Origin of the sequence: Gluconacetobacter entanii (assembly GCF_013155425.1) — a bacterium.
Classification (GTDB): Bacteria; Pseudomonadota; Alphaproteobacteria; order Acetobacterales; family Acetobacteraceae; genus Novacetimonas; species Novacetimonas entanii.
Window position 1 is genome coordinate 1 of sequence record NZ_JABJWD010000030.1, and the last position, 22,854, is coordinate 22,854.

A 22,854-nucleotide genomic window follows, 5' to 3' on the forward strand; every position below is an offset into this window, starting at 1 on the left:
CGGGAAGACGCGGTGGGGGCGGCACTGGACATGGGAACGTGGCTCTGGGGCAGGGCGGGCGGCACAGGAGATGTGACGGTCGGCACGACGGAGGATTTCAGGGTTTCATATCCGTGGTTTCGGGGGTGTTTGTCCATGTTTTCATGCATGCCGATGTCCCCTGCCATGACATGACGGAGGGGCGCTGCATGCATGTCCGTCCATCGCCGTATCCGCTGCTTGGATTACCGGGACGAAGCCGCTATGTCAGGCACACTTGGATTTTTTGCACACTGAAAGAGAGCGCACATGACCGAGACCGTTCCCGATCGCCTGTCCGCCAATCCCTCCAGCCCGTTTTACAACGAGGCCCTGCTTGAACGCGGTATCGGCGTCCGCTTCAAGGGGATCGAGAAGAACAATGTCGAGGAATACTGCATCAGTGAAGGCTGGGTCCGCCTCGCCGTCGGCAAGAGCACGGATCGCCACGGCAACCCGATGACCATGCTGGTGCGCGGCCCGGTCGAGGTCTGGATCAAGGACTGAATTACCTCCCGCGAAGGCAGTCCTGCGCGGGCGATATCCGGGCGCTGCCCGGACCCGGCAGGGATCACGATCCCTGCACCCTGATTCGTTTAAAAGTAACGGTTTCCAAAGGTCCGCGACCTTTGGCGGGGTTTCAGGGGCAGCGCCCCTGAGCCTTATTCCTCGTCAATCGCCCGCTTGGGCAGCAGCGCCGGCACGAAGACCAGCGTCGCGACCAGCGTGCAGGCCAGCGACAGCAGCAGCAGGCGGCCCATGCTGGCCGTGCCCGGATGGTGCGATGCCGCCAGCGAACCGAACGCCGTGCCGGTCGTCAGGGCGGAGAACAGGACCGCGCGCGCCGTGGGACTCGACAGCGGCATCTTCACGCCCGCGCGCCAGTTCATGACGAAATAGATGTTGAACGACACGCCCACGCCCAGCAGCAGGGGAAGGGCGATGATGTTGGCGAAGTTCAACTGTTCCGGCACGAACACGATCAGGATGACCGTCATCAGCGCCGACAGCAGCAGCGGTGCCAGCACCAGCGCCGAATCCAGCAGGCGGCGCAGGGCGACCGACAGGATGATGCCGATCATCACGATCGCCGCACACGCGGCCATGACGAAGGCATGGACCATGGTCGCCGCACTTTCGACGATGTCGATGGCGCTACCCGCCGCCGTGGGCGCGACCTTCTTGATTTCGTCCACATAACGGTGCAGCGCGGTGTTGCCGGTCATCTGCTTGGTGGGATGCACCTCCACCAGTGCGCGGCCGTCAGGCAGCAGGTAATCGTTGGCAAGGATCGGCGGCACGTCGGAAATCGACACCGGCTTGGCCTGCAGCATGGTGCGCAGCATGTCCAACTGCATCGGCAGGAAATGGACCAGTGCCTCATTCGTGGCGAGGATCGTCTGGTCATCCGCATGCGACAGGCGCGCCAGCGTGGACTGGATCTGGCGCAGCGGGTCGTTGGCCGCCAGCTTGTCCAGCACGCCGCCAAGGTCGGCCGCCGTTTTCGCGGCGGCTTCACGCAGGGCGTTGGCGTCCGGTGCGGGCTTGGGGTTGGGGACGATCAGGGTCGGCAGCATGATGTTCGCCGCATCCTGGATCATCGGCAGCTTGGTATTCTGGTCGGACGGCACCAGCGATCCCAGCCACAGCGCATCATGCACCAGCGGCAGTTGCGACAGCTTGTCCGACATTGTGTGCGCCTGATCGAGGTTGGGCATCAGCACATCGACGGAGTAGGGCGAATATTGCGGCTCCGACATCAGCATGCCCAGCGTGACCATGCCCTCGGACTTGGGGTTCTTGGTATGCAGCGGGTCGGCATCGAACGTCAGCGTCGGGATCAGCCCGGCCCCCAGCAGGGCAAGGCAGGCGAACACGGCCAGGATCGGCTTGCGATGACGGCGGATGCTGATGTCGATCGGCTTGGCAAAGGCGAAGCCGACCGCGCCATGGCCCGCCGTGGGGCGGAAGATCCGCAGCAGTGCCGGCAGCAGCGTCAGCGTGCAGACAAAGGCGAAGATCATGCCAAAGCCCGCGATCAGGCCCAACTGCGCCACGCCGACAAAGGCGGTGGGCGTAAAGGCAAGGAACCCGGCGGAGGTCGCGGTTGCGGCAACCAGGATCTGGTGCCCGGTCTCATTGCCCGTGCGTTCCAGCGCATCATGCAGTGTGGGCACGACCCCGTTGGGCAGGGACTGCGCACGGAAACGCACGCAGAACTGGATGGCGAAATCCACCGCGATGCCGACGAACAGGATGGCGAACGCCACGGAAATCAGGTTCAGCTTCCCCACCGCCAGCGCTGCGAAGCCGGTGGTCAGCAGCAGGCCGGAGACCAGCGTGATGATGATCGGTGCGATCAGCCGCCACGTATGGACCGCAAGAACCAGCCACAGCGTCACCAGCACCAGCGAGCCGAGCAGGCCGGCCACCATGCCTTCGGCCACGGTCGCGAATTCCTCGTCCGCGATCTGGATGTCGCCGGTGATGTGGATGTGCGCCCGCCCGGATTTCACGAACGGCAGGTCGCGCGCGGCGTCGCGCATGGCGTCGGCGGCGGCCCCGCCGGGCTGGAACGAGTCGTAGTCAAGCTTGGGCTGCGTCACGACGAACTGGTACTTGCCGCCAAGGTCGGCAAGGTCACCGGCCAGCAGCCGTTCCCACGACATCGTCTCCGGATGGCCCTGCGCCGCATGGTCCAGCGTGGTGGCAAAGCCCGACAGCGCGGACTGGAACCCCTTGAGGTCGCCTTCGCCATGTTCGATGCCCAGCGCGATCATCGACAGCGCGCCAAACAGGCCGCGCCCCGACGGGTCGGCCGCAAGCTGCCCAAGGAAGGGCTGGGCTGTGATGGTGGTGTCCAGCACCCGCTCCAGTGCCTTGGGGTCAAGGAACATCAACCCGTTGCGCACGAGGTAGGGGTCGGTCTGTGGCGTGGTGACGTAATTGAAATGCGTGTGATCGCCCTTAAGCCGTGCGGCAAGGTCGATGGCCGTCTGCTGCGCCTCTTCCGGCAGGGCCGCGTCGATCACCGCGACCAGTTGGTCCTGTTTCTGCGGGAACAGGCGCCCCATCTCGTCCGAGCGCTGCTTCCACGGCAGGTCGGAGGAGAACATCGTCCCCGTATCCGTGGTGACGCCCAGCCGCGCATAGCTTGCATAAACTGCCCCCCCGACCAGAACGGCAAAGGCCAGGACCACCGCAATGGCCCGGTTGGAACAGAACGCGACAAGACGCCCAAGGGGTACCGACAGCATGACGAGTTATTCAGCCCTTCAGAAACCGTTGCCGATGCGTATTTCGTCCTGGCACCGGGTGGAAGAGCCTCGGTTTGGCCCATGAAGCACATGTGATGCAAGGCGGTTCTTTGTTACCATGGCCCCCATCCATGTCATCAACATGGCGCAGGCCAGCGCGCGACGGCGGCAGGGGGGCGTCATCGCGGCGTGGGAATGCGGGGCGCGGCGTTCATGACTGTTCCGGAATCTCCGTGCCGTGCGCGGGGTTTTTCGCGTCCTCCGGCACGATCCAGTGCAGTTCCATCCACTGCCATCCCACCAGCGACGGCAGGCCCCATGCGATCTCACGCAATCGTTTGATGAGCGACAGTGCGATGGCGACCTGTGGCGACACCCCGAACAGGCCGGCGATGATGATGTAGCCCCCCTCGGACACGCCAAGCGCTCCGGGCACGGCGAAGCCCGCGGATTTCGCCGCCTGCCCCACGCTTTCGATCACAAGGCACTGCCCCAGCGACAGCGGGTGGCCGACGCCATGCATGATGATGCTGACCTCGAACGTGCCAAGCGACCATCCCAGCAACTGCAGCGCGCCCGCGCGGAGCGAACTGGAGCGTGTCTTGTACAGCGTGATGATTTCATGGTGCAGGCCGCGGATGTCCTCCATCCCGCCCCAGCCAAGGTGGGCCGCGATGCGCATCAGCAGTCCCTCGATCAGGGACACCGCGCCGAGGTACTGGCTGCCGAAGAACACCGCGCCAAGCAGCAGGGCCGCGCCTGCGCTTTCCATCAGTTCGTCCGTCACGGCGGAGCGGTTGACGAGGCAGAACAGAACCCCGAGCCCGATGAGCGTGAACGTCACCTGGCTGAGCAGTTCGATCGTCAGGTCGCAGATGGTCGATGCCGCCGCCCGGCGCAGGCCCACCCCATGGCGGCGTGACAGCAGGCGCGCGGTAATGACCTCGCCGCCGACCTGCGCCACCGGAAGGAGGTTGTTGATCCCTTCGCGCGCGCAGCGCAGCGCAAGGAAATCGCCCAGCGGCAGGGGACGGCGGTGGCTTTCGGCCAGTATCTTCCACGCAAGGGCGGAGGCGCAGACCTGGGTTGCATGGAAGATGATGACGACCGCAATGCTCCATCCGCCCGTGGCGATCAGGGCAAGGATGTCATGCAGGCCGAAACGGGAGAGCATCCATACCGTCAGCCCGATCCCGAATGTTCCGGCGATGAAAGTGATCAGCCTCATCCGCCGTCCTCTTGTCGCGCGCCGTTGTCCATGTCGCGCGCGGGGCCACCGCGCGCGGGTGCGCTACAACCTTAACAGCCTCTTATTTTCTGTATCAATGCAAGACTTTCGACACAGGCGGCCACGGCCTCGCGTCCCTTGTTGTGGATGTCGTCGCGCGAACGCGCGATCGCCTGTTCATCGGTGTAGGTCGTTACCACCCCGAACGCGACCGGCACCTCGGTCGAAAGCGACGCCTGCATCAGGCCAATGGTGGCGCCAAGGCTGATGAACTCGAAATGCGCGGTCTCACCCTTGATGACGCAGCCAAGGCAGACCACCCCGTCGTAACGCCCGGTTTTCGCCAGCGTCTGCGCCAGCAGCGGCAGTTCATAGGCGCCGGGGGCATACATGACATCATCGTCGCGCATGGCGATGTCATGTTCACGCAGCCACGCCAGCGCGCCGTCACGCAGGCCATGGGTCACGTCTTCATTGAACCTGCTGACCACGATGGCCAGGCGCGGCGTCCGGGCGAAGGTCAGGTCCACGGTGGTGGAGGGGATGTTTGTACTCATCAACTGTTTCCTGAAGGGGGCCTCAGTCCGCGACCGGGGCGGTCGCGGGCAGGCAGAGCTTGTGGCCCATGCGGGTGCGCTTGGCATCCAGATAGGCGCGGTTGAACGGGTTGGGCGCGATGTCGAGGGCCATGCGCTTGCGCACGGTGAACCCGCGCTGCGTCAGGGCGCTGACCTTGTCGGGATTGTTGGTCATCAGGTCCAGCGCCCCGATTCCCAGCGCGCGCAGGATGTCGGCGGCGACGTTCCAGTCCCGCGCATCGGTGTCAAAGCCGAGGCGGTGATTGGCGTCCACGGTGTCGAGTCCCATGTCCTGCAGCGCATAGGCGCGGATCTTGTTCGCAAGCCCGATGCCGCGTCCCTCATGCCCCTGCAGGTAGACCAGCACGCCGGATTCCGCACGGTCGATCCGTTCCAGCGCCGCCTGAAGCTGCGCGCCGCAGTCGCAGCGCAGCGATCCCAGCGCATCGCCCGTGACACATTCGGAATGCAGCCGCACCAGCGGCACGGTCCCCTTTGCGTCGGGCTGGCCCTTGACCATCGCGACATGTTCCGTCCCGTCGGGCGCGCGGAAGGCGTGGATGATCATGTCCTCCCCGCCAAAGCGACTCGGCAGTCTCGCCTGCGCCACCTGCTCCACGCGCGGGAAGGGGGAGGCCGTCTCGCCCGGTGCGGCGCTCGCCTCGGCCCGGGCGCGCAGCCACGCCGCGAGTTCGGCGATGGAAAGGATCGGCAGTCCGTGCTTTGTGGCGAAGGGACGCAGGTCGTCCATGCGCGACATGGTGCCGTCGTCGTTCGTGATCTCGCAGATCACGGCGGCGGGGATCAGGCCTGCAAGGCGGGCGAGGTCGATCGAGGCCTCGGTATGGCCATCGCGTTCCAGCGTCCCGCCCGGCTTCGCGCGCAGCGGGAAGATATGCCCCGGCGAGACGAGGTCCGATGGCTGCGCATCCGGGGCCACGGCGGCAAGGATGGTGCGCGCGCGGTCGGCGGCCGAAATGCCGGTGGTCACGCCCTCGCGCGCCTCGATGGAGACGGTGAAGGCCGTGCCGCGCGGGCAGGTGTTGACCTGCGTCATCATCGGCAGGCCAAGCTGCGTCACGATGGCCGGGGCCAGCGGCATGCACACCAGGCCACGGGCATGGGTGATCATGAAATTGATCGCCTCCGGCGTGACAAGCTCGGCCGCCATCACCAGGTCGCCCTCGTTCTCGCGGTCCTCGTCATCGACAAGGATGACCATCCCGCCACGCCGGATCGTCGCGACCGCTTCTTCCAGCCGGGGGGGCATCAACGGTACTGGCATAATGACTCCACGTATTTTGCGATGACATCCACCTCCACGTTCACCTCCGCGCCGGGCGTCAGCGTGCCCAGCGTGGTGTGTTCCCACGTGTGGGGGATGATCATGAGTTCGATGCGGAATTCGTCAGGCCCGCCATCCTCGCCTGGGGCGCCGACGGCGTTGAGCGTCAGGCTGATGCCGTCAAGGGTGATCGACCCCTTGTCCACGAGGTAGCGGCGCAGGCGCGCGGGCACGGCAAAGGCGATGTGGCGGGCGTCCCCGTCCGGCGTGACCGACAGCAGGCGCGCGGTGGCGTCCACATGCCCCTGCACGATATGGCCCGACAGGCGTGTCGCAGGCGTGACCGCGCGTTCGAGGTTGACGCGCCGCCCCGGTGCGAGATGCCGCAGCGAGGTACAGTCCAGCGTTTCGGGACTGATGAAGAACGTGGCGTTGCCCGCCGGATCGAACGTCGTCACCGTCAGGCACACGCCATTGACCGCGATGCTTTCACCCAGCGACAGGTCCGCAATGCCGGTTGCCACCGCGACCTCCAGGTCGCGTTCGCCGCGCTGCGTCGTGGTGACGGTTCCCAGATGTTCTATGATCCCTGAAAACATGTCGCTCCTTTCGGGATATCCAGTTCGGGAAACAGGCATAGCGGCGTGTCATTGCCGTCGCGGATGGCGACGCCCATCGTCTCCGTCCCGTCAGGGTTCACCCCGATCGTCAGCCAGTCATCCCAGATGTCATGCATGCGCAGCGCCGACAGCAGGGTCGGCCCTGCCTCCACCAGCGCCCACATCGCCCCCGCCTGTCCCAGCAGGTCCGGCAGGTGCGTGATGTCGGTGCAGGTCCGCACGTCGAAGCCGCGTGCCTCGGCCTGCGCGATGTAGGCCGCATCCACCTGCCCGCGCGTGGTGCAGGCCACCAGCAGGCGCGCCCTGCGGCCCGGATGGTCGCTCACGCGCCGCACGTCGAGGCCGGGCCGGTCTGCCGCGATGGTGCCGGTGGCGGTCACCACGGCATCGGTCGCGCGGCGCAGGCGATGGGCGAGGTCGAGGGCCGCGGCGGAGGTAAAGGTCGTGCGGCCGACAGGGGGCACCATTGACCCATTGATGTCGAGCGCCTGCTTGACCGTGATCCATGCCCGTCCTGTGCGGGTCAGGCGGGCGAACGGGGCGATCAGGCCCCGGCACTGCCGCGCCAGTCCTGCGGCCTCCGGACCGCTCACATCGGACAGGAACCGCACGTCACATCCATGGTCACGCAGGTAATCCGCCCCACCGCCCGCGACATTGGGGTTCGGGTCCGCCGCCCCGATCCACACGGTGCGGATGGGGGTGCCCATGATGGCCTGCGAACACGGCCCGGTGCGGCCGGTGTGGTTGCAGGGTTCAAGGGTTACGACGATGGTATGGGCGCGTTCGATCAGGCCGAGTTCGCGGCACAGCGCGATGGCCCGGGCCTCCGCATGGGGGGTACCTGCACGATGGTGCGCGCCGGTGCACAGGATGGCGCCGGCAGCGTCCAGTATCGCACAGCCCACGGGCGGGTTGGGCGCCGTCGCGCCGACATGGCGTACGGCATCCGCCACCGCCGCGCGGAAGGCGTGTCCGATATGGGGGGGAAGTTCCTGCGCCCCAGTTCGTGTGCGTGCATGTCCGGCCGACATGTCCACGACGCTACTCTCCATCCACTATGCGGACGGACCCGGGGCGTACGACGCCTGCATGCCGCCCCCATGGCCGGGGACGGACATCCTGACATGCGTTCTCTATCATCCGGACTGTAACCGTCGGTCCCGGGGTCTCACCGGGTCTGCTGTCCCTGTCGGCCGATGCCGTCAGGCGCTCGCGGACTGATGGCGGGGCCGCAAGGCCCCGTCAAACACCGCCGGTGGGGAATTGCGCCCCGCCCCGAGAACGTCTGCGGACCGGTTCCCATGAACCGGCCCATCAACTGCGTTATAGTTTGGGAAGAATGACAGGCAATTGCAAGCCCCGTCCCCGATCACATTCGCCGAGAGGGGGGAAAGGTTCAGGGCTCTGCCCTGAAACCCGCCAAAGGGCATTGCCCTTTGGAAACCATAACCTGCTCAATGAATCTGGCTTCAGGGCCAAGGATTTTTTCGAATAAAAGTTTTTGGTGAAGCTTTTTTCAAAAAGCTTCAAGGAACGCCGCCTTTTCAAAGGCAGGACGACACCCGAAAACCCCTATTCCCCCGTCTCCGCCCGCTTGCGCGTCGGATGCCACAGGGAGGGCACCCGCCCGTGATGGCCGAAATTGACCAGGCGCGCTTCCTCCACCTCCAGATGGCCGAACAGGTGCGTGCGGATTGCCAGCACCGACAGCGACGCCCCCGCGAACGGGCCGATGGCATAGATCCAGAACGACGTCCACTGCCCCGAAAACACCGCCGGGGCAAAGCTGCGGGCAAGGTTGGAACTGTTGCCCGACAGCCATGCGGACACGGGGTTGAGCAGCAGGAAGAACAGGCCGCCCGCCCATGGCGTCAGTTCCTTGAAACGCGGATGGCCCGCCAGCCAGTAGAGCATGAGGATCAGCAGCGCCGTCAGCACCAGTTCCGTCACCAGCGGCCACAGGATGGGCACCTGCTGCGCGGGCACCGTCGCCGCGTATCCCGCCGCCGTCACCAGATGGCCCCAGAAGGGGAACAGTGTCGCGGCACAGGCCAGCAGCCATGTGCCAAGGCACGCGCCGATCACCTGCGCGATGATGTAGCCGCACAGGTCGATCCAGCCGAGTTTCCCCGCCAGCGCGAACGCCAGCGAGACCGACGGGTTCAGATGTGCGCCACTGACCTTGCCGAACGGGGTTATGGCCGCGACCGTGCCCGACAGGCCGAAGAACAGGCCGCACAGCGCGGTCTGGATGATGGGATGGGGGACAAGCCACGCCCCCACGATCCCCTGCGGCACCGTCAGCACCGCGACGGCGACAATGCCGCAGATCATCATGACCGCAGTCGCCACCATTTCGCAGCCATACAGTGTCCAGTGCAGGGGATGGTCGGGATGGGCGGCCCCGGACAGGGGGCGGTCCTCCTGCGTGGGGCGGTTCTTTCCGTGGGGAGCGGGGGATGATGAAGCAGGACTGATGTTCACGCCGCTTCCTTCCATGCAGTGACTGGCCCTTGCGCCGGAAAACTGGCGCGGACCCCTTGTCTACAGGAAGAAATGTTATGAAATATATATAATCATGCGAATATAAGATGCTGAATTCAATAATAATTAAATAACTGTTTTTCTTATTTTTATTGATGGACCAGCATCCCGCAAAGTGTATGCGACAAAAAACACGATCGTGACATGAAATACTTGTGTGCGCCCATATTGCCCGCGCCTTGCCTGTCGCTGTATCCGTCAGGGCTGTTGTCACACATGCGATGATGTTCTTTTAGCTGCTTTAGGGACTGCGTGCCGGACCGATGTGCTGTTGGCAGAAAATGCATGACCCTGTCCGCAACCGCGACGGGGAAGCCCCCCGCCGTGGGGCGGTGCGTGGCGCGGTCATGGCGCTGTCGGGGATTGTCGCGGCCTTTGCCGCCCTGCCGGCCCATGCCGACGACCTGAGCGAAATCCAGGCCATCCGTGAGGAGATGCGCAGGCTGGAGGCAAAGGTCGAACGGCTGGAGGCCCATCACGCCCATGCCCCGGGCAATGGCGGGCACGTGGTCGCAAGCCACGGCCTGCGGCAGAACAGCCTGTCGAGCAGTACGACGCCATCGCACCCCATCGACCCCCATGCCGTGCCCGACCTGCGGCACCTGTCGATCGGTGGTCCTGCCGTGTCCGCCGACAGCCAGACCGCGGCGGAGGAGGCGAACGAGGCGCTTCAGGACGCCAATGCGCAGCCGCAGCCACAACTGAACATGGATTCCTCCAGCCCGCTGTCGATCACCCAGACCGGCGTGGACAGCCTGCCGCCGGTCTTCCGCATTGGCGGCGTGTCGGTGCGTCTTGGCGGGTTCATCGACTTTTCCAACATCTATCGCAGCAAGAACCTGACCAGCGGCCCGGCCACAAGCTGGGGCAGCTTCCCCTACGCCAACAGTCCCAACGCCCATACCGGGGAATACCGTCCTTCGGCACAGTTGACGCGCCTCAGTGTGCTGCTGCAGGGGACGCCTACGGACCATCAGGTGCTTTCGGCCTATATCGAGACCGATTTCGGTGGCGCCGCCGGCACCGCCAACAGTTACCAGACCAACAGCTACACCCCGCGTATCCGCCAGGCCTACATGACCTACAGCGATACGAAATGGGGGTTCCATGTGCTGGCGGGGCAGGCGTGGAGCCTGACGACCGGATACACGCAGGGCCTCCTGTCGCGGCATGAGCAGTTGCCCCCCGTGGTGGACAACAACCAGATCCCCGGCATCGTCTTCACCCGCGTGCCCCAGATCCGCTTCATCAAGGATTTCGGCCGCAAATGGTGGGTCGGCCTGTCGTTCGAGGCCCCGCAGGTCGCCTTTGCGGAATCTGATGGCATGCTGGATGACGGCACGCTGCAGCCGGGCGTGGGCATGCGTGGCGGGACGGACATCCTGTACAACAATTCCGGCACCGGCATGCTCAACCCCGATGCCAAATACAGCATGGATGTCGCGCCCGACATCGTGCTGAAGGGTGCGCTCGATACCAAACTTGCCCATTACGAGGTCTATGGGCTGGCACGTTGGTTCAAGGCGCTGGAAAAGGCCTACAACACCAATTCGATCCGCGAGCGGATTTCCTTTGCCGGCGGTGTCGGCGGGGACATCACCGTCCATGCCATCCCCAAATACCTGCAGGTGACGGGCAACGTGCTGGCGGGCAGGGGGATCGGGCGCTATGGGCCGTCGATGATCTCCGACGCCACGTTCAAGGCCGACGGCACGCCCGCGCCCATTCCCGAACTGATCGGCAGCCTCGGGCTGATCGGGCATCCGACGAACAATGTGCTGCTCTATCTCTATGGCGGGATCGAGACGGCGGGCCGCAATACCTATCGTGGCCTCGACGGGCGGCAGTACGGCTATGGCGTGAGCGACCTCGACCTCGAATCGTGCGATATCGAGCAGATCACCTCCAGCACCTGCAACGCGCAGACCCGCACCATCGCCGACATGACGATCGGTGGATGGTGGCACATGCTGCAGGGCCGCTATGGCGCGGTGATGACCGGCGTGCAGTACACCTACGTCCACAAGATCGCATTCTCCGGCACGAACGGCGCGGGGCAGCGGATCGACCCGACCACCGGCGGCAACACGATCTACGTCACTTTCCGTTATCTGCCGTTTCAGTAAGCGGGGCATGCAGCGCGGTGAGGCAGTCCTCCACCTGATGGTTGAGGTGGATGTCATGCACCTTGCGCACGCCCGCGATCGCGCTGGCGCGCCAGCGCCGGGTCATGCCGGCATCGGCACAGATGCGCCCACCGCCCAGCACCGGCCCGTTGCCGGGGTCGAGGACCTGGAGCACCGCATGCGGATTATGCGCAAGCCCCCGTCGCAGCGCCGCCTGCAGGGCGCTGGCATGTGCGCTGTCGGTACTGGCGATCAGGTCGGGCACCAGTTCGATCCATCCGTCCCACCCGGCGGAGACGGCGCGGATCACATGCGGCCATGCCTGCTGCCGGTTCAGTTGCGCCACGCTTTCCCGTGCGCCGTTCTCGTGGATCTGCGTCGCAAGCCCCCGCGCGGTGAGCACGCGCGACGCCTCCACCGGGGCGCCGGGCGTCGCAGGGGTGCCGGCCGCAAGCGCGGTCAGCCCGATGGGCAGCGCAAGCAGCAGCCAGAACAGCACGAGGCGGGGGAGGGAGCGTATCCGCAAACTTTTTTCCCATGATGTTGTTGTTGAACCTGTAAGTGGCAAAAGACCGCGACTTCGTGGCAATCACGGGGCAGTGATGGGGAAAATCATGGGCACGGAGCGGTTGCGGGGGGCACGCCATATGCCTATAGCGTGCGGCAATATCCGCATTTCACCATTGTGCAGCGGGCACGGCCCGGCAGGCCGCGACATTTCCGGTTTTCCATCCGCCCTGCGTATGGGCATGTTCGTGATCCCGCCATATCCACCCACCAAGGAGAGACAAGACCGATGAGCGCCATTTCCACATCCGAGATCAGCCGCCTGCAGACCTGCCTGCGCCGCCTGCTCGGCTCCCCCGGCCTGACCGTCAACGCCCCGCCGCGTGCGGGCCTGTCGGTCGAACTTGCCGTCAATGGCGAGGTCGTGGGCACCATCCACCGTGACGAGGACGAGGGCGAAGTGTCCTACGCCGTGCACATGACGGTTCTGGAAGAAGACCTGCCGCCCGCGCGCTGAACCACGCCGCGCATTTCATGCGGGCCTGCGTGCCTGCGTTTTCCCCGGCCTGACCCGTAAGGATCAGTGCCGGGTGATGGCGGGGGGCTGGGCCTGCGTGGCGGAGGCTTCCATCAGTGGCTGCCGCGAGGTCGGCAGGTCGATGCGATGGATCTTCCACTGGAACGCATGGATGCGCATCTGCAGGCGCAGCGGCGTTTCGCGTTCATGGCCGGGCATGACGATGCTCGTCTCGAACAGGCCGGGCTTGACGAATCGCGCATGCACCCGCTGCACGAAGGCCAGCGGGGTGAAGGTCGCCGTCACCTGTCCCTGCGGGACAAGGTGGTCAACGATCTCGCCAAGGTTGTTTTCGGTCACGTTCGTGTCGATGGCGTTCGATACGGCGGTGGAGGCGAACGAGGCCCCGAATTCCGGCAGGTCGTCATCCGCCGGTTTTTCACCCAGCAGTTCACTGACCGCCTGTGTCTTGAGGCTGTCGCGCACGGAACCCCAGCGCAGCGTCTCCCCAAGGCCGTGCATGTCGTGGCTCTGGATGGCGGATGAAATCGACCACAGCGTGACGAAGGGCGAGGCGGCATACAGCGATGTCGCCGCGGCGAATGTCCCGGCACAGATCCAGCGCGCCTGCTGCCTGCGGAGTTCCGACAGCGCCGACGGGATTTTCATGCGGGAAAGAGAAGACATTGTTTTATATTCCCCCATGGTGGTTTCGCGGTCAGCCCGCACTATACTGGAAACATATCGGGCATGCATTGGTTTCATGAAATGACACCCATGACATCACGAAATTGTGATTTTATCAAGGGCTCCACGGGCCTTGAAACAACATCGGGCCGGGGGTGACGGATGGATTTTTCCGAAGACGAGATACAGCGCTACGCACGCCACATCCTCCTGCCGGAGGTCGGCGGCACGGGGCAGGAAACCCTGTTGAAATCCCGTGTCCTGATCATCGGGGCCGGGGGGCTTGGCTCCCCACTCGCGCTTTACCTTGCCGCCGCCGGCGTGGGGCGGATCGGTCTGGTGGATGACGATGTGGTGGACCTGTCGAACCTGCAGCGCCAGATCGCCCATGTCACGGCGCGGGTCGGCCATGCAAAAGTCGATTCGGCGGCGGAGGCGATGCGCGCGCTCAATCCCGGTGTCACGGTCGATTGTCATAACATCCGGCTGGGGCCGGACAATGTGCGCGAACTGGTGCGCGGATATGATATCGTGTGCGACGGGTGCGACAATTTCGCCACCCGCTACCTGCTGGCCGATGCGTGCGCGCTGGAACGCCGCACGCTGGTTTCCGCCGCGGTGCTGCGGTTCGAGGGGCAGCTTTCGACCTTCCGCCCGCATGACGGGGGGCCGTGCTATCGCTGCCTGTATCCGTCCGCCCCGCCCGTGGGGATGGTGCCGTCATGCGCGCAGGCCGGGGTGTTCGGTGCGGTGACCGGCGTGATGGGCACCCTGCAGGCGACGGAGGTGCTCAAGGAGCTCCTCGGCATCGGGGAGGGGCTGTCGGGACGCCTGCTGGTGTGGGATGCGCTGGCGATGCGGTTCCATACCATCCGCCTGTCGCGGGACCCGGACTGCCACCTGTGCGGGGACCATGCCACCATCCATGACCTTTCGGCCCATCACGGCGCGCCTGCCGGTGCGGCATGCGCGCATGACCCGGTGGCGGCATCGTGACGGCGGTGACACCCGGCGGCGGCGCGCCCGCGCCGGAGGATCTTGCGATCCTGCTGCTCGACGGGGGGTATGAACGGGCACATTATGCGCTGGTCCTTGCGGTGTCGGGGCTTGCGCTGGGGCGTTCGGTCGTGCTGTTCGCGGCGGGGGGCGGCGTGCAGGCGCTGGCGCGGGACTGGCGCGGATTGCGCGATGCGGGGCAGGATGCCCAGATGGCGGCACGCGGGGTCGCCACGTTCGAGACCCTGCGTGACGCGGTGGTGGAACTGGACTGCGACCTGCTGGCGTGCGAGGCGGGACTGAGGCTATGTGGTCTGCGGCACGAGGCGCTGCTGGCTTCGGTGCGTGTCGCGGGGGTGCCGACATTCCTGGATGCCGCCCGGGGGCGGCAGGTCATAACGTTATAAAAGGATCGAGGAACGCGATGGCGCAAGGCACGCGGCATGTTTGTGCACCGCATGTTTCCACCGCGCGGGCGGTGAACACTCTGGCGGCCTCCCGCTTCGGGATGCGGTCGCGTCACCTGTGGGGTGTCGCGCATGTCGCGGCCGTGCTGGTGCCCCTTCTGGGGGGCGGCATGACGTGGGGCGCGTATGCGGCGGCGACCGCGACAGCCTCCACCACGACGCAGGCGGACGCGCACCATGCCCATCATCATGGCGCGCACCATCACAAGGGAACGGCGGCGGAAAAGGAAAAGAAGGAGGCCCATGCCGGGCACAAGGCGGCCCACAGGCATGAGCATGCCGCCGCCGCGGCCACTGCCCCCCCTGCAGCGCCCGCACATCACCATCCCCACCCGGCGGCGGTCGCGGCCCCGGTTGCGGCGGGTGCTGCGGCAGCAGGTGCCGCCGCCGTCGCGTCCGGTGCCACCCCGCCCCCCGGCGCCGCCGGCATGGCCCCGGACAAGGGCAGCGTGACCGGCCTGCCACTGCCGCGCTTTGCCGCGTTCCGCGCGGACGAGGTCAACCTGCGCGCGGGACCGGGACAGCGTTATCCCATCGACTGGGTGTACCATCGTCGCGGCCTGCCGGTGAAGATCGAGCGTGAATTCGATGTCTGGCGTCTGGTGGAGGGCGCGGACGGGCAGAAAGGATGGGTGCATCAGGCAACCCTGGTGGGGACGCGCACGTTTGTCATACCGGGGCAGCCAGTCCAGGGTGATACGCAGCAGACCGGCCAGCCATCCGAAAAGGAAACGGATGTCATTGGCCGTGCCGACAGCCGCATCGTCGGGCACGTGGCTGACGCCGCGCAGGCGGCGGCCGTGCCCGGTGGCGTCATGCTGCGGGCGAAGGCCGATCCCACGTCCTCCATCGTCGCGGTGCTCAAGCCCGGAGTGGTGGGGACGCTGCGCCAGTGCCCGGCGGGTTCGGGCTGGTGCCAGGTCACGGTGAAGCAGTACTCCGGCTGGCTGGAACGCCAGGCGCTGTGGGGGCTGCTGCCGCAGGAAGTCATCGCGCCGTCCTGATTATGGTCGGGCGTGTGCGGTGACGGGGCATTCCCTGCTGCCTGCACGCCTGTCGGGCACGCATCGGGAATGTCGGTTCAGGCAAGGGCCGTGACGGGCGCATGTCGCGTCCGTCCGGCAAAGAGGATTCCCGATGGACCCTTTATTCGCGCATGACCAGCGACGCACCAAGATCGTGGCGACGCTGGGGCCGGCCACGTCCAGCTACGCTACCATACGTGCGCTGGCGGATGCCGGCGTCAATGTGTTCCGCCTCAATTTCTCCCATGGGCTGCACGCCGAACATGCGCAGCGCCATGCGACCATCCGCGCGGTGGAGGCTGAACTCCAGCGGCCGCTTGGCGTGCTGGCCGACCTGCAGGGGCCGAAGCTGCGGGTCGGCACCTTTGCCGAAGGCAGCGTCACCCTGCGGCCCGGCGCGATGTTCCGCCTCGACCTCGACGCCCGTCCCGGTGACGAGACGCGGGTCCACCTGCCGCATCCCGAAATCATCGAGGCCGCCGCGACCGGCAGCAGCCTGCTGCTTGATGACGGCAGGCTGCGGCTGGAGGTGTGCGAAAAGGGCGCGGATCACCTCCTGACGCAGGTGATGGTCGGCGGGCCGCTTTCGGACCGCAAGGGCGTCAACGTGCCCGATGTGGTCCTGCCGATTCCCGCCATTACCGAAAAGGACCGCGCGGACCTCGCCTTCGCCCTCGAACTGGGGGTGGAATATATCGGCCTGTCCTTTGTCCAACGCCCGGAGGACGTGCGCGAGGCGCGCGAACTGGTGGAGGGGCAGGCCTGGATCCTGACCAAGCTGGAAAAGCCGCAGGCCATGGAATGCGTGGATGAGGTCATAGCCCTGTCGGACGTGGTGATGGTGGCGCGCGGCGACCTTGGTGTCGAACTGCCGCCCGAACAGGTGCCGGTGGCGCAGAAGCAGATCATCCGCATCGCACGCCGCATGGGCCGTCCCGTCATCATCGCGACGCAGATGCTCGAAAGCATGGTCCACGCCCCGACCCCCACCCGGGCGGAGGCGTCGGATGTGGCGACGGCGGTGTTCGACGGGGCGGATGCGGTCATGCTGTCGGCGGAAACCGCCGTGGGCGATTACCCGCGTGAGGCGGTGGCGATGATGGACCGCATCGTACGCAGCGTGGAAGGGGATGCGGGATGGAACCTGACGATGCAGGCCGCCACCCCACCGCCGGTTGACAGTACGGTGGCCGATGCCATCGCCGCCGCGTCACGGCAGGTAGCGGTGTCGGTGGATGCGCCGGTCATCGTGGCCTTTACGCTGGCGGGGCGTACGGCGCTGCGCATTTCGCGCGAACGGCCCGACTGCGCCATCATTGGCCTGACGCCCACGGATGAAATCGCGCGCAGGCTGTGTGTCGCATGGGGCGTCGTCGCGCTGTCGGCGGGGCAGGAGGTGCCGGTCTATGGCATCGAGACCGTGGTGGACCAGGCGCTGGAGGCCGCAACACTGTCGCGCTGCGCCGGGCCGGGGGATGCGGTGGTCATTGCCGCGGGCCTGCCCTTTGGGGTTACCGGCAGCACCAATACCCTGCGTGTCGCACGGGTAAAATAAGGTAATAAAGCACTGATAAGTAATAAAAGTTTTTGGTGAAGCTTTTTTTAAAAAGCTTCAAGGACGTCGCCTTTTTCAAAAAAGGCAACACCCAGAAACTTTTATGAATTTCAGGCCTGATGGTTTTCGATCAGGGTGCGCCGGATGGCGCGCCCGCGTGTGATGCGATCGACGATGATCGTGTCATCCCCCCTGCGGATGGCGTCGGCCATGGCCTGCGCATCGGCCATGAACCGGTCGAGCATCTCCAGCAGCGCCTCACGGTTGTTGAGGAAGATGTCGCGCCACATCGTCGGGTCCGACGCCGCGATGCGGGTGAAGTCGCGAAAGCCCGACGCCGCGAAATCCAGCACTTCGGAGCGTGTTTCATCTGCAAGGTCGTCCGCCGTGCCGCAGATGGTGAAGGCCAGCAGGTGCGGCAGGTGGCTGACGATGGCGCAGACCCGGTCATGATGTTCGGGCGTCATGGTGCGCAGGCGCGCGCCCATCGCCTCCCACATGGCGGAAATACGCGCCACCGCATCCTTGGGCGTGTTCTCCAGCGGCAGCAGCAGGCACCAGCGGTTTTCAAACAGGCTGGGGAATCCCGCGTCCGGGCCGGAATATTCCGTGCCCGCCATCGGGTGCGCGGGCACGAAGGCGATATCGGGACGTGACGCCAGCGCAGGCAGCACGGCGTTGATGACCGAAACCTTGGTCGATCCCACCTCGCTCAGGATCGCGCCGTGCTTCATCGCGGGTGCGACCTGCGCCGCAACCGTGCCGATCACCCCCACCGGCACGCACAAAATCACGCAGTCCGCGTCGCGCACGGCCTCTTTCGCATCCTGCACCACCCGGTCGGCGATGCCGAGTTCACGCACCCGTTCGCAGACCTGCGGGTTGATGTCGCTGGCGACGAGTTCGCGCGCGATGCTGCGATCCAGCATGGCGCGGCGCAGGATGGACGAGCCGATCAGGCCCGGTCCGATGATGACCAGCCTGTCGAACAGGGGGGCGGAAGGTGTTGCGGTCATGGCGGCACCGGATGGGATCTGTGCGGGGCGGAAGGGCTACTTGCCCGGTGGGGTGGTGGACGGGGCGGCGACGGGGGAGGTTGCCTCCTTCGCTTCCTCGCGGTCCTGCTGCGGGGTGTGGCGCAGGCTGCGCATTTCCATGGCCTGCCATCCCAGCAGCATCGGGATGCCGATCACAAGTTCGCGCCCGCGCCGCAGCAGCGACAGGCCGAGCGAGATGGACGGCGCGATGCCAAAGGCCGAGCCCAGCGCGATATAGGCCGCTTCCTGCACGCCAAGCCCGGCAGGGACCAGGAAGGAGACGGACATGATGCCGCAGGCCACGCCCTCGATGGCGATGGCGCCGCTGAAGCTGAGCTTCGCGCCAAGGAAATAATACGCAACCCAGATCGTCGCGGCACTGCCCAGCCAGCCGATATAATGCAGGAATGCGGCCTCCGCGATGCGGCGGGGATGGGACCAGATCTCGTCAAAGCGTTCCTGCAGGCTGTCGGCGCTGCTCATCATCGCGTCCTGCCACTGCGTCGCCATGTTGTGGCCCAGCATGCGGCCCGCGCGCTTGAGCAGCGATCCCCCGTGCTGCTGCGTCCAGATGAACCCGCCGATTCCCATCGTCAGCAGCACAAGCCCGATGATCACCGGCTTGGCGAAGGGGCTGGACTGCTGGTGGGCGACAAGGCACAGCACGGCGGTCAGGATGAACAGGATCTGGCCCATCACCTCCGTCGTGATGTCCACGAGGTTCGCGCACGCCGCTTCCGGCCCGCTGATGGTGCGGCCGCGCCGCCCCGCGAACAGGTGGCTGGAGCATGTCGCGCGGATGCCGATCACCATCCCCCCGAGCTGGGAGAAGGGCAGGCATGACGCCGCCGCATCACGAATCATGCGCGAGACCAGCAGTTGGCGGACGGAAATGTCACGACAAGCCGCGTGCCATGCAAGACCCAGTATTGCATCGACTGCAAGCTGCGCCAGCACGGTCGCCATGAATCCGACGAAGCCGATCGACACGATCGCCTTCATGACGGAGCCCGCGCCAAGCCACGCCGTGCAACCGGTAAGTAGGGCCAGGCCAAGGAAGGCCAGCAGGATGGTAAGCTTTCTCAAGAAAGATCCGTAATGCGTCTGTTAAGCCGAAAAGCGGTCGCAATGTCCGCCCGAAGTGACAGTGCGGGCCTGACTTACACCACGACAGGGTCTGGCGCCACCGCGAGGTGTCGGGATAAATGGTAATTCCTGCTGGTTGCGAGTCCGTATCGCAATCTTGAATTCTGTCACGGAGTGCTCGTTCAGGTCATGACTGCCCCAACGCTCGTCACCGGTGCAACCGGTTTTGTCGGCTCTGCTGTCGCCCGCAACCTGCTGGAGCGTGGCCATTCGCTGCGCCTGATGGTGCGTAAGGGCAGTGATCTTACCAACCTGCGCGATATCCCGTGCGAACTGGTGGAGGGGGACCTGTCCACCCCGTCCACCTTCGACGCGGCGGTGCGCGGATGCCGCTACGTGTTCCACGTGGCCGCGGATTACCGGCTGTGGGTGCCCGATCCCGTGCCGATGATGATCGCCAACGTGGAGGGCACGCGCCAGCTCATGCTCGCGGCACAGCGCGCCGGCGTGGAGAAGATCGTCTACTGCTCCTCCGTCGCGGCGCTTGGCCTGATCGGCGACGGGACGGTGTGTGACGAGGAGACGCCGGTTCATGAACATGGCGTGATCGGGATCTACAAGCGCTCCAAATACCGTGCGGAGCAGGAAGTCCTGCGCCTGGTCCATGAACGTGCGCTGCCTGCCGTGATCGTGAACCCCTCCACCCCCGTCGGCCCGCGCGACATCAAGCCCACGCCCACGGGGCAGATGATCCTCGACTGCGCCGCGGGGCGGATGCCCGCCTATGTCGATACGGGCGTGAACATCGTCCATGTCGATGACGTGGCCGAAGGGCACGCGCTGGCGCTGGAGCGCGGGCGCCTGGGCGAGAAATACATCCTTGGCGGTCAGAACTACCTCCTGCGTGACCTGTTCGCCATGACGGCGGAAATCGCCGGTGTGGCGCCGCCGCGCATCCGCCTGCCGCAGGCGGTGATCTGGCCCATCGCCATCATCAGCGAATGGCTGTCGCGCATGTTCGGCATCGCCCCGCGTGTCACGCGCGAAATGCTGGCGATGTCGCACAAGAAGATGTTCTTCTCCTCCGACAAGGCGATCCGGGAACTGGGCTATTCCCCCCGTCCCGCGCGTGAAGCCGTCAAGGACGCCATCGACTGGTTCCGCCAGCATGGCATGCTCGATTGAGGTCCGCGACATGTTGCTCATCGCCGTTGCGGGGCTGGCGCTGGCCATCTGGGGGTGGCTGATCTTCTTCCACGGGCGTTTCTGGCAGGCCGGGCCGATCCTTGCCCCGGTGGCGGGCAGGGCGCTTGACCGCAGGCGGTGCCCCGATGTCTGCGTCGTGGTGCCCGCGCGCGATGAGGCACCGTCGATCAGGCAGTGTGTCTCCTCCCTGCTGGCGCAGGATTACCCGGGGGAGTTGCATGTCATCATCGTCGATGACGGCAGCACCGACGGGACGGGTAAGCTGGCGCGCAAGGTGGCCGACCCGAAAAAGCGCCTGACTGTGGTGACGGGCAAGTCCCGCCCGGCCGGATGGAGCGGCAAGCTGTGGGCCGTAAGCCAGGGCGTGGCCGAGGCCGCGCGCCTGTGCCCCGACAGCGATGGCTTCATCCTGCTGACGGATGCGGACATCACCCATGACCCGCGCCACATCTCCACCCTTGTGGCCAAGGCCGAAGGCTCCGGCCTTGATGAAGTGTCGGAGATGGTGGAGCTGAACTGCAAAAGCCCCGCCGAACGGATGCTGGTCCCGGCCTTCGTCTTCTTCTTCGCCCTGCTCTACCCCTTCGCCAGCGTGAACAACCCGCGCAGCAGGACGGCGGGTGCCGCGGGCGGGACGATCCTTGTGCGCCGCACGGCGCTGGCGCGCATCGGCGGGATCGACAGCCTGCGCGGTGCGCTGATCGACGACTGCACGCTGGCCGCGCGCATCAAGCATGGGGGCGGGAAGATCTTCCTGGGGCACAGTTGCCTTGCGCGCTCCATCCGGCCCTATCCCCATCCGCACGACATCTGGCGCATGGTGGCGCGCACGGCCTATGTGCAGTTGGGATATTCGCCGTGGATGCTGATGGGCACGGTGCTGGGCATGATCGTGGTGTGGATCGTGCCGATGGAACTCGCCCTGTTCACCCATGGCACGGCCTGCCTGCTTGGCGCGGCCGCATGGGTCATGTCGATGGCGTCGTACACCCCCACGCTGCGCCGGTTCAACCTGATGCCCGCATGGGCGCTGCTGCTGCCGGTCGTGGCCGCTTTCTATACGCTGGCGACCATCGGGTCGGCCATCAATCACCATCGGGGCCGGGGCGTGGTGTGGAAAAGTCGCGCCTATACCGATACCGATGGGGCAATCTCGACCTATATCCGTTCCGAAGGGAACGGTGCGGTCATGAACAGGACGATGACGGGGGATGACATAGGGTGAGTACAGCCGAACACGACGCATGGGGCAGCGAGGACGTATCGTCAGGCAAGGGCGCGGGGGACGAGAACTTTCCCGTAGGCTCCCTGCTGATCAGCCGCGACCAGCGTCCGAATGTCCACGCCTATTACGATTTCGCCCGCGTCATCGACGATATCGTGGACAGCACGAAGCTGGACCCGCAGGCGAAGATCGACCGCCTCAACGCCATGGAGGGCGTGGTGCGCGGCACGGTTGCCGCCCCCGCCCGCCCCGATGCGCAGACGGCGGTGAAGGTGCGCGAGATGTTCGCGCGCACCGGTGTCCCGGTGGAAACCGCGACCGACCTGATCGTCGCCTTCCGCCAGGACGCGGTCAAGAACCGGTATGAGACCTGGGACGAACTGCTGGAATACTGCCGCTATTCCGCCAATCCCGTGGGGCGCTTCCTGCTGGAACTGCATGGCGAGGGGCCGGAGACGGCAGGCCCGTCGGATGCGCTGTGCACGGCGCTGCAGGTCATCAACCACCTGCAGGACTGCGCCGATGACCTGCGTGCGCTCGACCGCTGCTACCTCCCGCGTGAATGGATGGAGCGCGAGGGCGCGAAGGTGGAGGACCTGTACGGACCCTTCGCCCTGCCCGCGCTGCGCCGGGTGTTCGACGCGATGCTGGACGGGGTGGATGTCCTCAATGACGAGGCCGCCCGCCTGCCCGCGCTGGTGCATGACCGGCGCATGCGCATGGAGTGCGCGGTGATCGTCGGCCTGTCGAAGCGCCTTGCCGCGCGCCTGCGCCGCGAGGACCCTCTGGCGGGGCGGGTCAAGCTGTCGCGTGGCGACGTGCTGGCGGCGATGGGCGGTGCGCTGCGCGTCATCCGCCGCTGAAGCCGGGCAGGCCGGGTTGGCGGA

The 22,854-nt window shown here is 65.8% G+C and carries 21 protein-coding genes and 1 riboswitch; of the genes, 10 read left to right on the plus strand and 11 right to left on the minus strand.

Translation table 11 applies throughout. The features are described 5' to 3' along the window. The first annotated feature begins 288 nt into the window (after positions 1-288). Complete coding sequence (locus tag HNH97_RS05960; RefSeq protein ID WP_003616637.1) at positions 289-525, plus strand: DUF3297 family protein; 237 nt, start codon at positions 289-291, stop codon at positions 523-525. Positions 526-680: 155 nt separating this feature from the next. Here the strand turns inward: HNH97_RS05960 and HNH97_RS05965 are convergent, their stop codons facing one another. From HNH97_RS05965 to HNH97_RS05995, 7 genes are all read right to left on the minus strand, one after another. Further along, positions 681-3,275 (minus strand): MMPL family transporter, encoded by a 2,595-nt coding sequence (locus HNH97_RS05965; protein WP_171790233.1) that lies wholly within the window; start codon positions 3,273-3,275, stop codon positions 681-683. Between the two features lie 211 nt (positions 3,276-3,486). Further along, positions 3,487-4,503, minus strand: coding sequence for a lysylphosphatidylglycerol synthase domain-containing protein (locus HNH97_RS05970; protein WP_171790234.1), 1,017 nt, complete (start codon positions 4,501-4,503; stop codon positions 3,487-3,489). A gap of 71 nt (positions 4,504-4,574) precedes the next feature. Next, a complete protein-coding gene (ribH, locus tag HNH97_RS05975; protein ID WP_171790235.1) occupies positions 4,575-5,060 on the minus strand; it encodes a 6,7-dimethyl-8-ribityllumazine synthase in 486 nt (161 codons plus the stop codon). A gap of 22 nt (positions 5,061-5,082) precedes the next feature. After that, on the minus strand, positions 5,083-6,351 hold the full coding sequence (gene ribB, locus HNH97_RS05980; protein ID WP_171790261.1) for a 3,4-dihydroxy-2-butanone-4-phosphate synthase: 1,269 nt from the start codon (positions 6,349-6,351) through the stop codon (positions 5,083-5,085). After that, positions 6,351-6,965, minus strand: coding sequence for a riboflavin synthase (locus tag HNH97_RS05985; RefSeq protein WP_110913620.1), 615 nt, complete (start codon positions 6,963-6,965; stop codon positions 6,351-6,353). The genes ribB and HNH97_RS05985 overlap by 1 nt, the downstream gene beginning before the upstream one ends. Beyond that, positions 6,947-8,020: a bifunctional diaminohydroxyphosphoribosylaminopyrimidine deaminase/5-amino-6-(5-phosphoribosylamino)uracil reductase RibD gene (ribD, locus tag HNH97_RS05990; protein WP_171790263.1), complete on the minus strand. Its 1,074-nt coding sequence runs from the start codon at positions 8,018-8,020 to the stop codon at positions 6,947-6,949. Before ribD ends, HNH97_RS05985 begins: the two co-directional genes overlap by 19 nt. A gap of 93 nt (positions 8,021-8,113) precedes the next feature. Continuing rightward, a riboswitch (FMN riboswitch) is annotated at positions 8,114-8,276 on the minus strand. A gap of 285 nt (positions 8,277-8,561) precedes the next feature. Further along, the gene (locus HNH97_RS05995; protein WP_171790236.1) at positions 8,562-9,488 is read right to left on the minus strand and encodes an MIP/aquaporin family protein; all 927 of its coding nucleotides are present in this window, start codon (positions 9,486-9,488) and stop codon (positions 8,562-8,564) included. 326 nt (positions 9,489-9,814) lie between these two features. Here HNH97_RS05995 and HNH97_RS06000 point away from each other — a divergent pair, with 326 nt between their 5' ends. Continuing rightward, a complete protein-coding gene (locus tag HNH97_RS06000; RefSeq protein ID WP_407716832.1) occupies positions 9,815-11,659 on the plus strand; it encodes a hypothetical protein in 1,845 nt (614 codons plus the stop codon). Here the strand turns inward: HNH97_RS06000 and HNH97_RS06005 are convergent. Continuing rightward, a complete protein-coding gene (locus HNH97_RS06005) occupies positions 11,631-12,185 on the minus strand; it encodes a hypothetical protein (RefSeq protein WP_216657554.1) in 555 nt (184 codons plus the stop codon). The two genes, HNH97_RS06000 and HNH97_RS06005, sit on opposite strands and share 29 nt — an antisense overlap. 270 nt (positions 12,186-12,455) lie before the next feature. On the opposite strand from HNH97_RS06005, the gene HNH97_RS06010 reads away from it, so the two are divergent. Further along, the gene (locus tag HNH97_RS06010; protein ID WP_003616619.1) at positions 12,456-12,683 is read left to right on the plus strand and encodes a DUF3126 family protein; all 228 of its coding nucleotides are present in this window, start codon (positions 12,456-12,458) and stop codon (positions 12,681-12,683) included. 63 nt (positions 12,684-12,746) lie between these two features. Here the strand turns inward: HNH97_RS06010 and HNH97_RS06015 are convergent, their stop codons facing one another. Further along, positions 12,747-13,370 (minus strand): DUF2939 domain-containing protein, encoded by a 624-nt coding sequence (locus HNH97_RS06015; protein WP_171790237.1) that lies wholly within the window; start codon positions 13,368-13,370, stop codon positions 12,747-12,749. Between the two features lie 162 nt (positions 13,371-13,532). Between HNH97_RS06015 and HNH97_RS06020 the strand changes: the two genes are divergently transcribed. The 4 genes from HNH97_RS06020 to pyk all read left to right on the plus strand — a co-directional run bounded on the left by HNH97_RS06020 (position 13,533) and on the right by pyk (position 17,413). After that, the gene (locus tag HNH97_RS06020) at positions 13,533-14,366 is read left to right on the plus strand and encodes a HesA/MoeB/ThiF family protein (protein WP_171790238.1); all 834 of its coding nucleotides are present in this window, start codon (positions 13,533-13,535) and stop codon (positions 14,364-14,366) included. Next, positions 14,363-14,773 carry a hypothetical protein gene (locus tag HNH97_RS06025; RefSeq protein ID WP_265176041.1) on the plus strand — a complete coding sequence of 137 codons (411 nt, stop codon included), beginning with the start codon at positions 14,363-14,365 and terminating at the stop codon, positions 14,771-14,773. Before HNH97_RS06020 ends, HNH97_RS06025 begins: the two co-directional genes overlap by 4 nt. Positions 14,774-14,790: 17 nt before the next feature. After that, the gene (locus tag HNH97_RS06030; protein ID WP_171790239.1) at positions 14,791-15,837 is read left to right on the plus strand and encodes an SH3 domain-containing protein; all 1,047 of its coding nucleotides are present in this window, start codon (positions 14,791-14,793) and stop codon (positions 15,835-15,837) included. Positions 15,838-15,970: 133 nt separating this feature from the next. Then, a complete protein-coding gene (gene pyk, locus HNH97_RS06035) occupies positions 15,971-17,413 on the plus strand; it encodes a pyruvate kinase (RefSeq protein WP_171790240.1) in 1,443 nt (480 codons plus the stop codon). Between the two features lie 110 nt (positions 17,414-17,523). On the opposite strand, the gene HNH97_RS06040 is transcribed toward pyk, so the two are convergent. Then, positions 17,524-18,429 (minus strand): prephenate/arogenate dehydrogenase family protein, encoded by a 906-nt coding sequence (locus HNH97_RS06040; protein WP_171790241.1) that lies wholly within the window; start codon positions 18,427-18,429, stop codon positions 17,524-17,526. Between the two features lie 36 nt (positions 18,430-18,465). Then, positions 18,466-19,536 carry a lysylphosphatidylglycerol synthase domain-containing protein gene (locus HNH97_RS06045; RefSeq protein ID WP_110913614.1) on the minus strand — a complete coding sequence of 357 codons (1,071 nt, stop codon included), beginning with the start codon at positions 19,534-19,536 and terminating at the stop codon, positions 18,466-18,468. 189 nt (positions 19,537-19,725) lie between these two features. Between HNH97_RS06045 and hpnA the strand changes: the two genes are divergently transcribed. Genes hpnA through hpnC form a run of 3 tightly spaced genes read left to right on the plus strand, consistent with a single transcriptional unit; the run spans position 19,726 to position 22,830 of the window. Then, the gene (hpnA, locus tag HNH97_RS06050; RefSeq protein WP_171790242.1) at positions 19,726-20,721 is read left to right on the plus strand and encodes a hopanoid-associated sugar epimerase; all 996 of its coding nucleotides are present in this window, start codon (positions 19,726-19,728) and stop codon (positions 20,719-20,721) included. Further along, positions 20,705-21,967, plus strand: a complete 1,263-nt coding sequence (locus HNH97_RS06055; protein WP_244949335.1) for a glycosyltransferase — start codon at positions 20,705-20,707, stop codon at positions 21,965-21,967. Before hpnA ends, HNH97_RS06055 begins: the two co-directional genes overlap by 17 nt. Continuing rightward, on the plus strand, positions 21,964-22,830 hold the full coding sequence (gene hpnC / locus HNH97_RS06060; RefSeq protein ID WP_171790243.1) for a squalene synthase HpnC: 867 nt from the start codon (positions 21,964-21,966) through the stop codon (positions 22,828-22,830). The genes HNH97_RS06055 and hpnC overlap by 4 nt, the downstream gene beginning before the upstream one ends. The last annotated feature ends 24 nt before the right edge of the window (positions 22,831-22,854 follow it).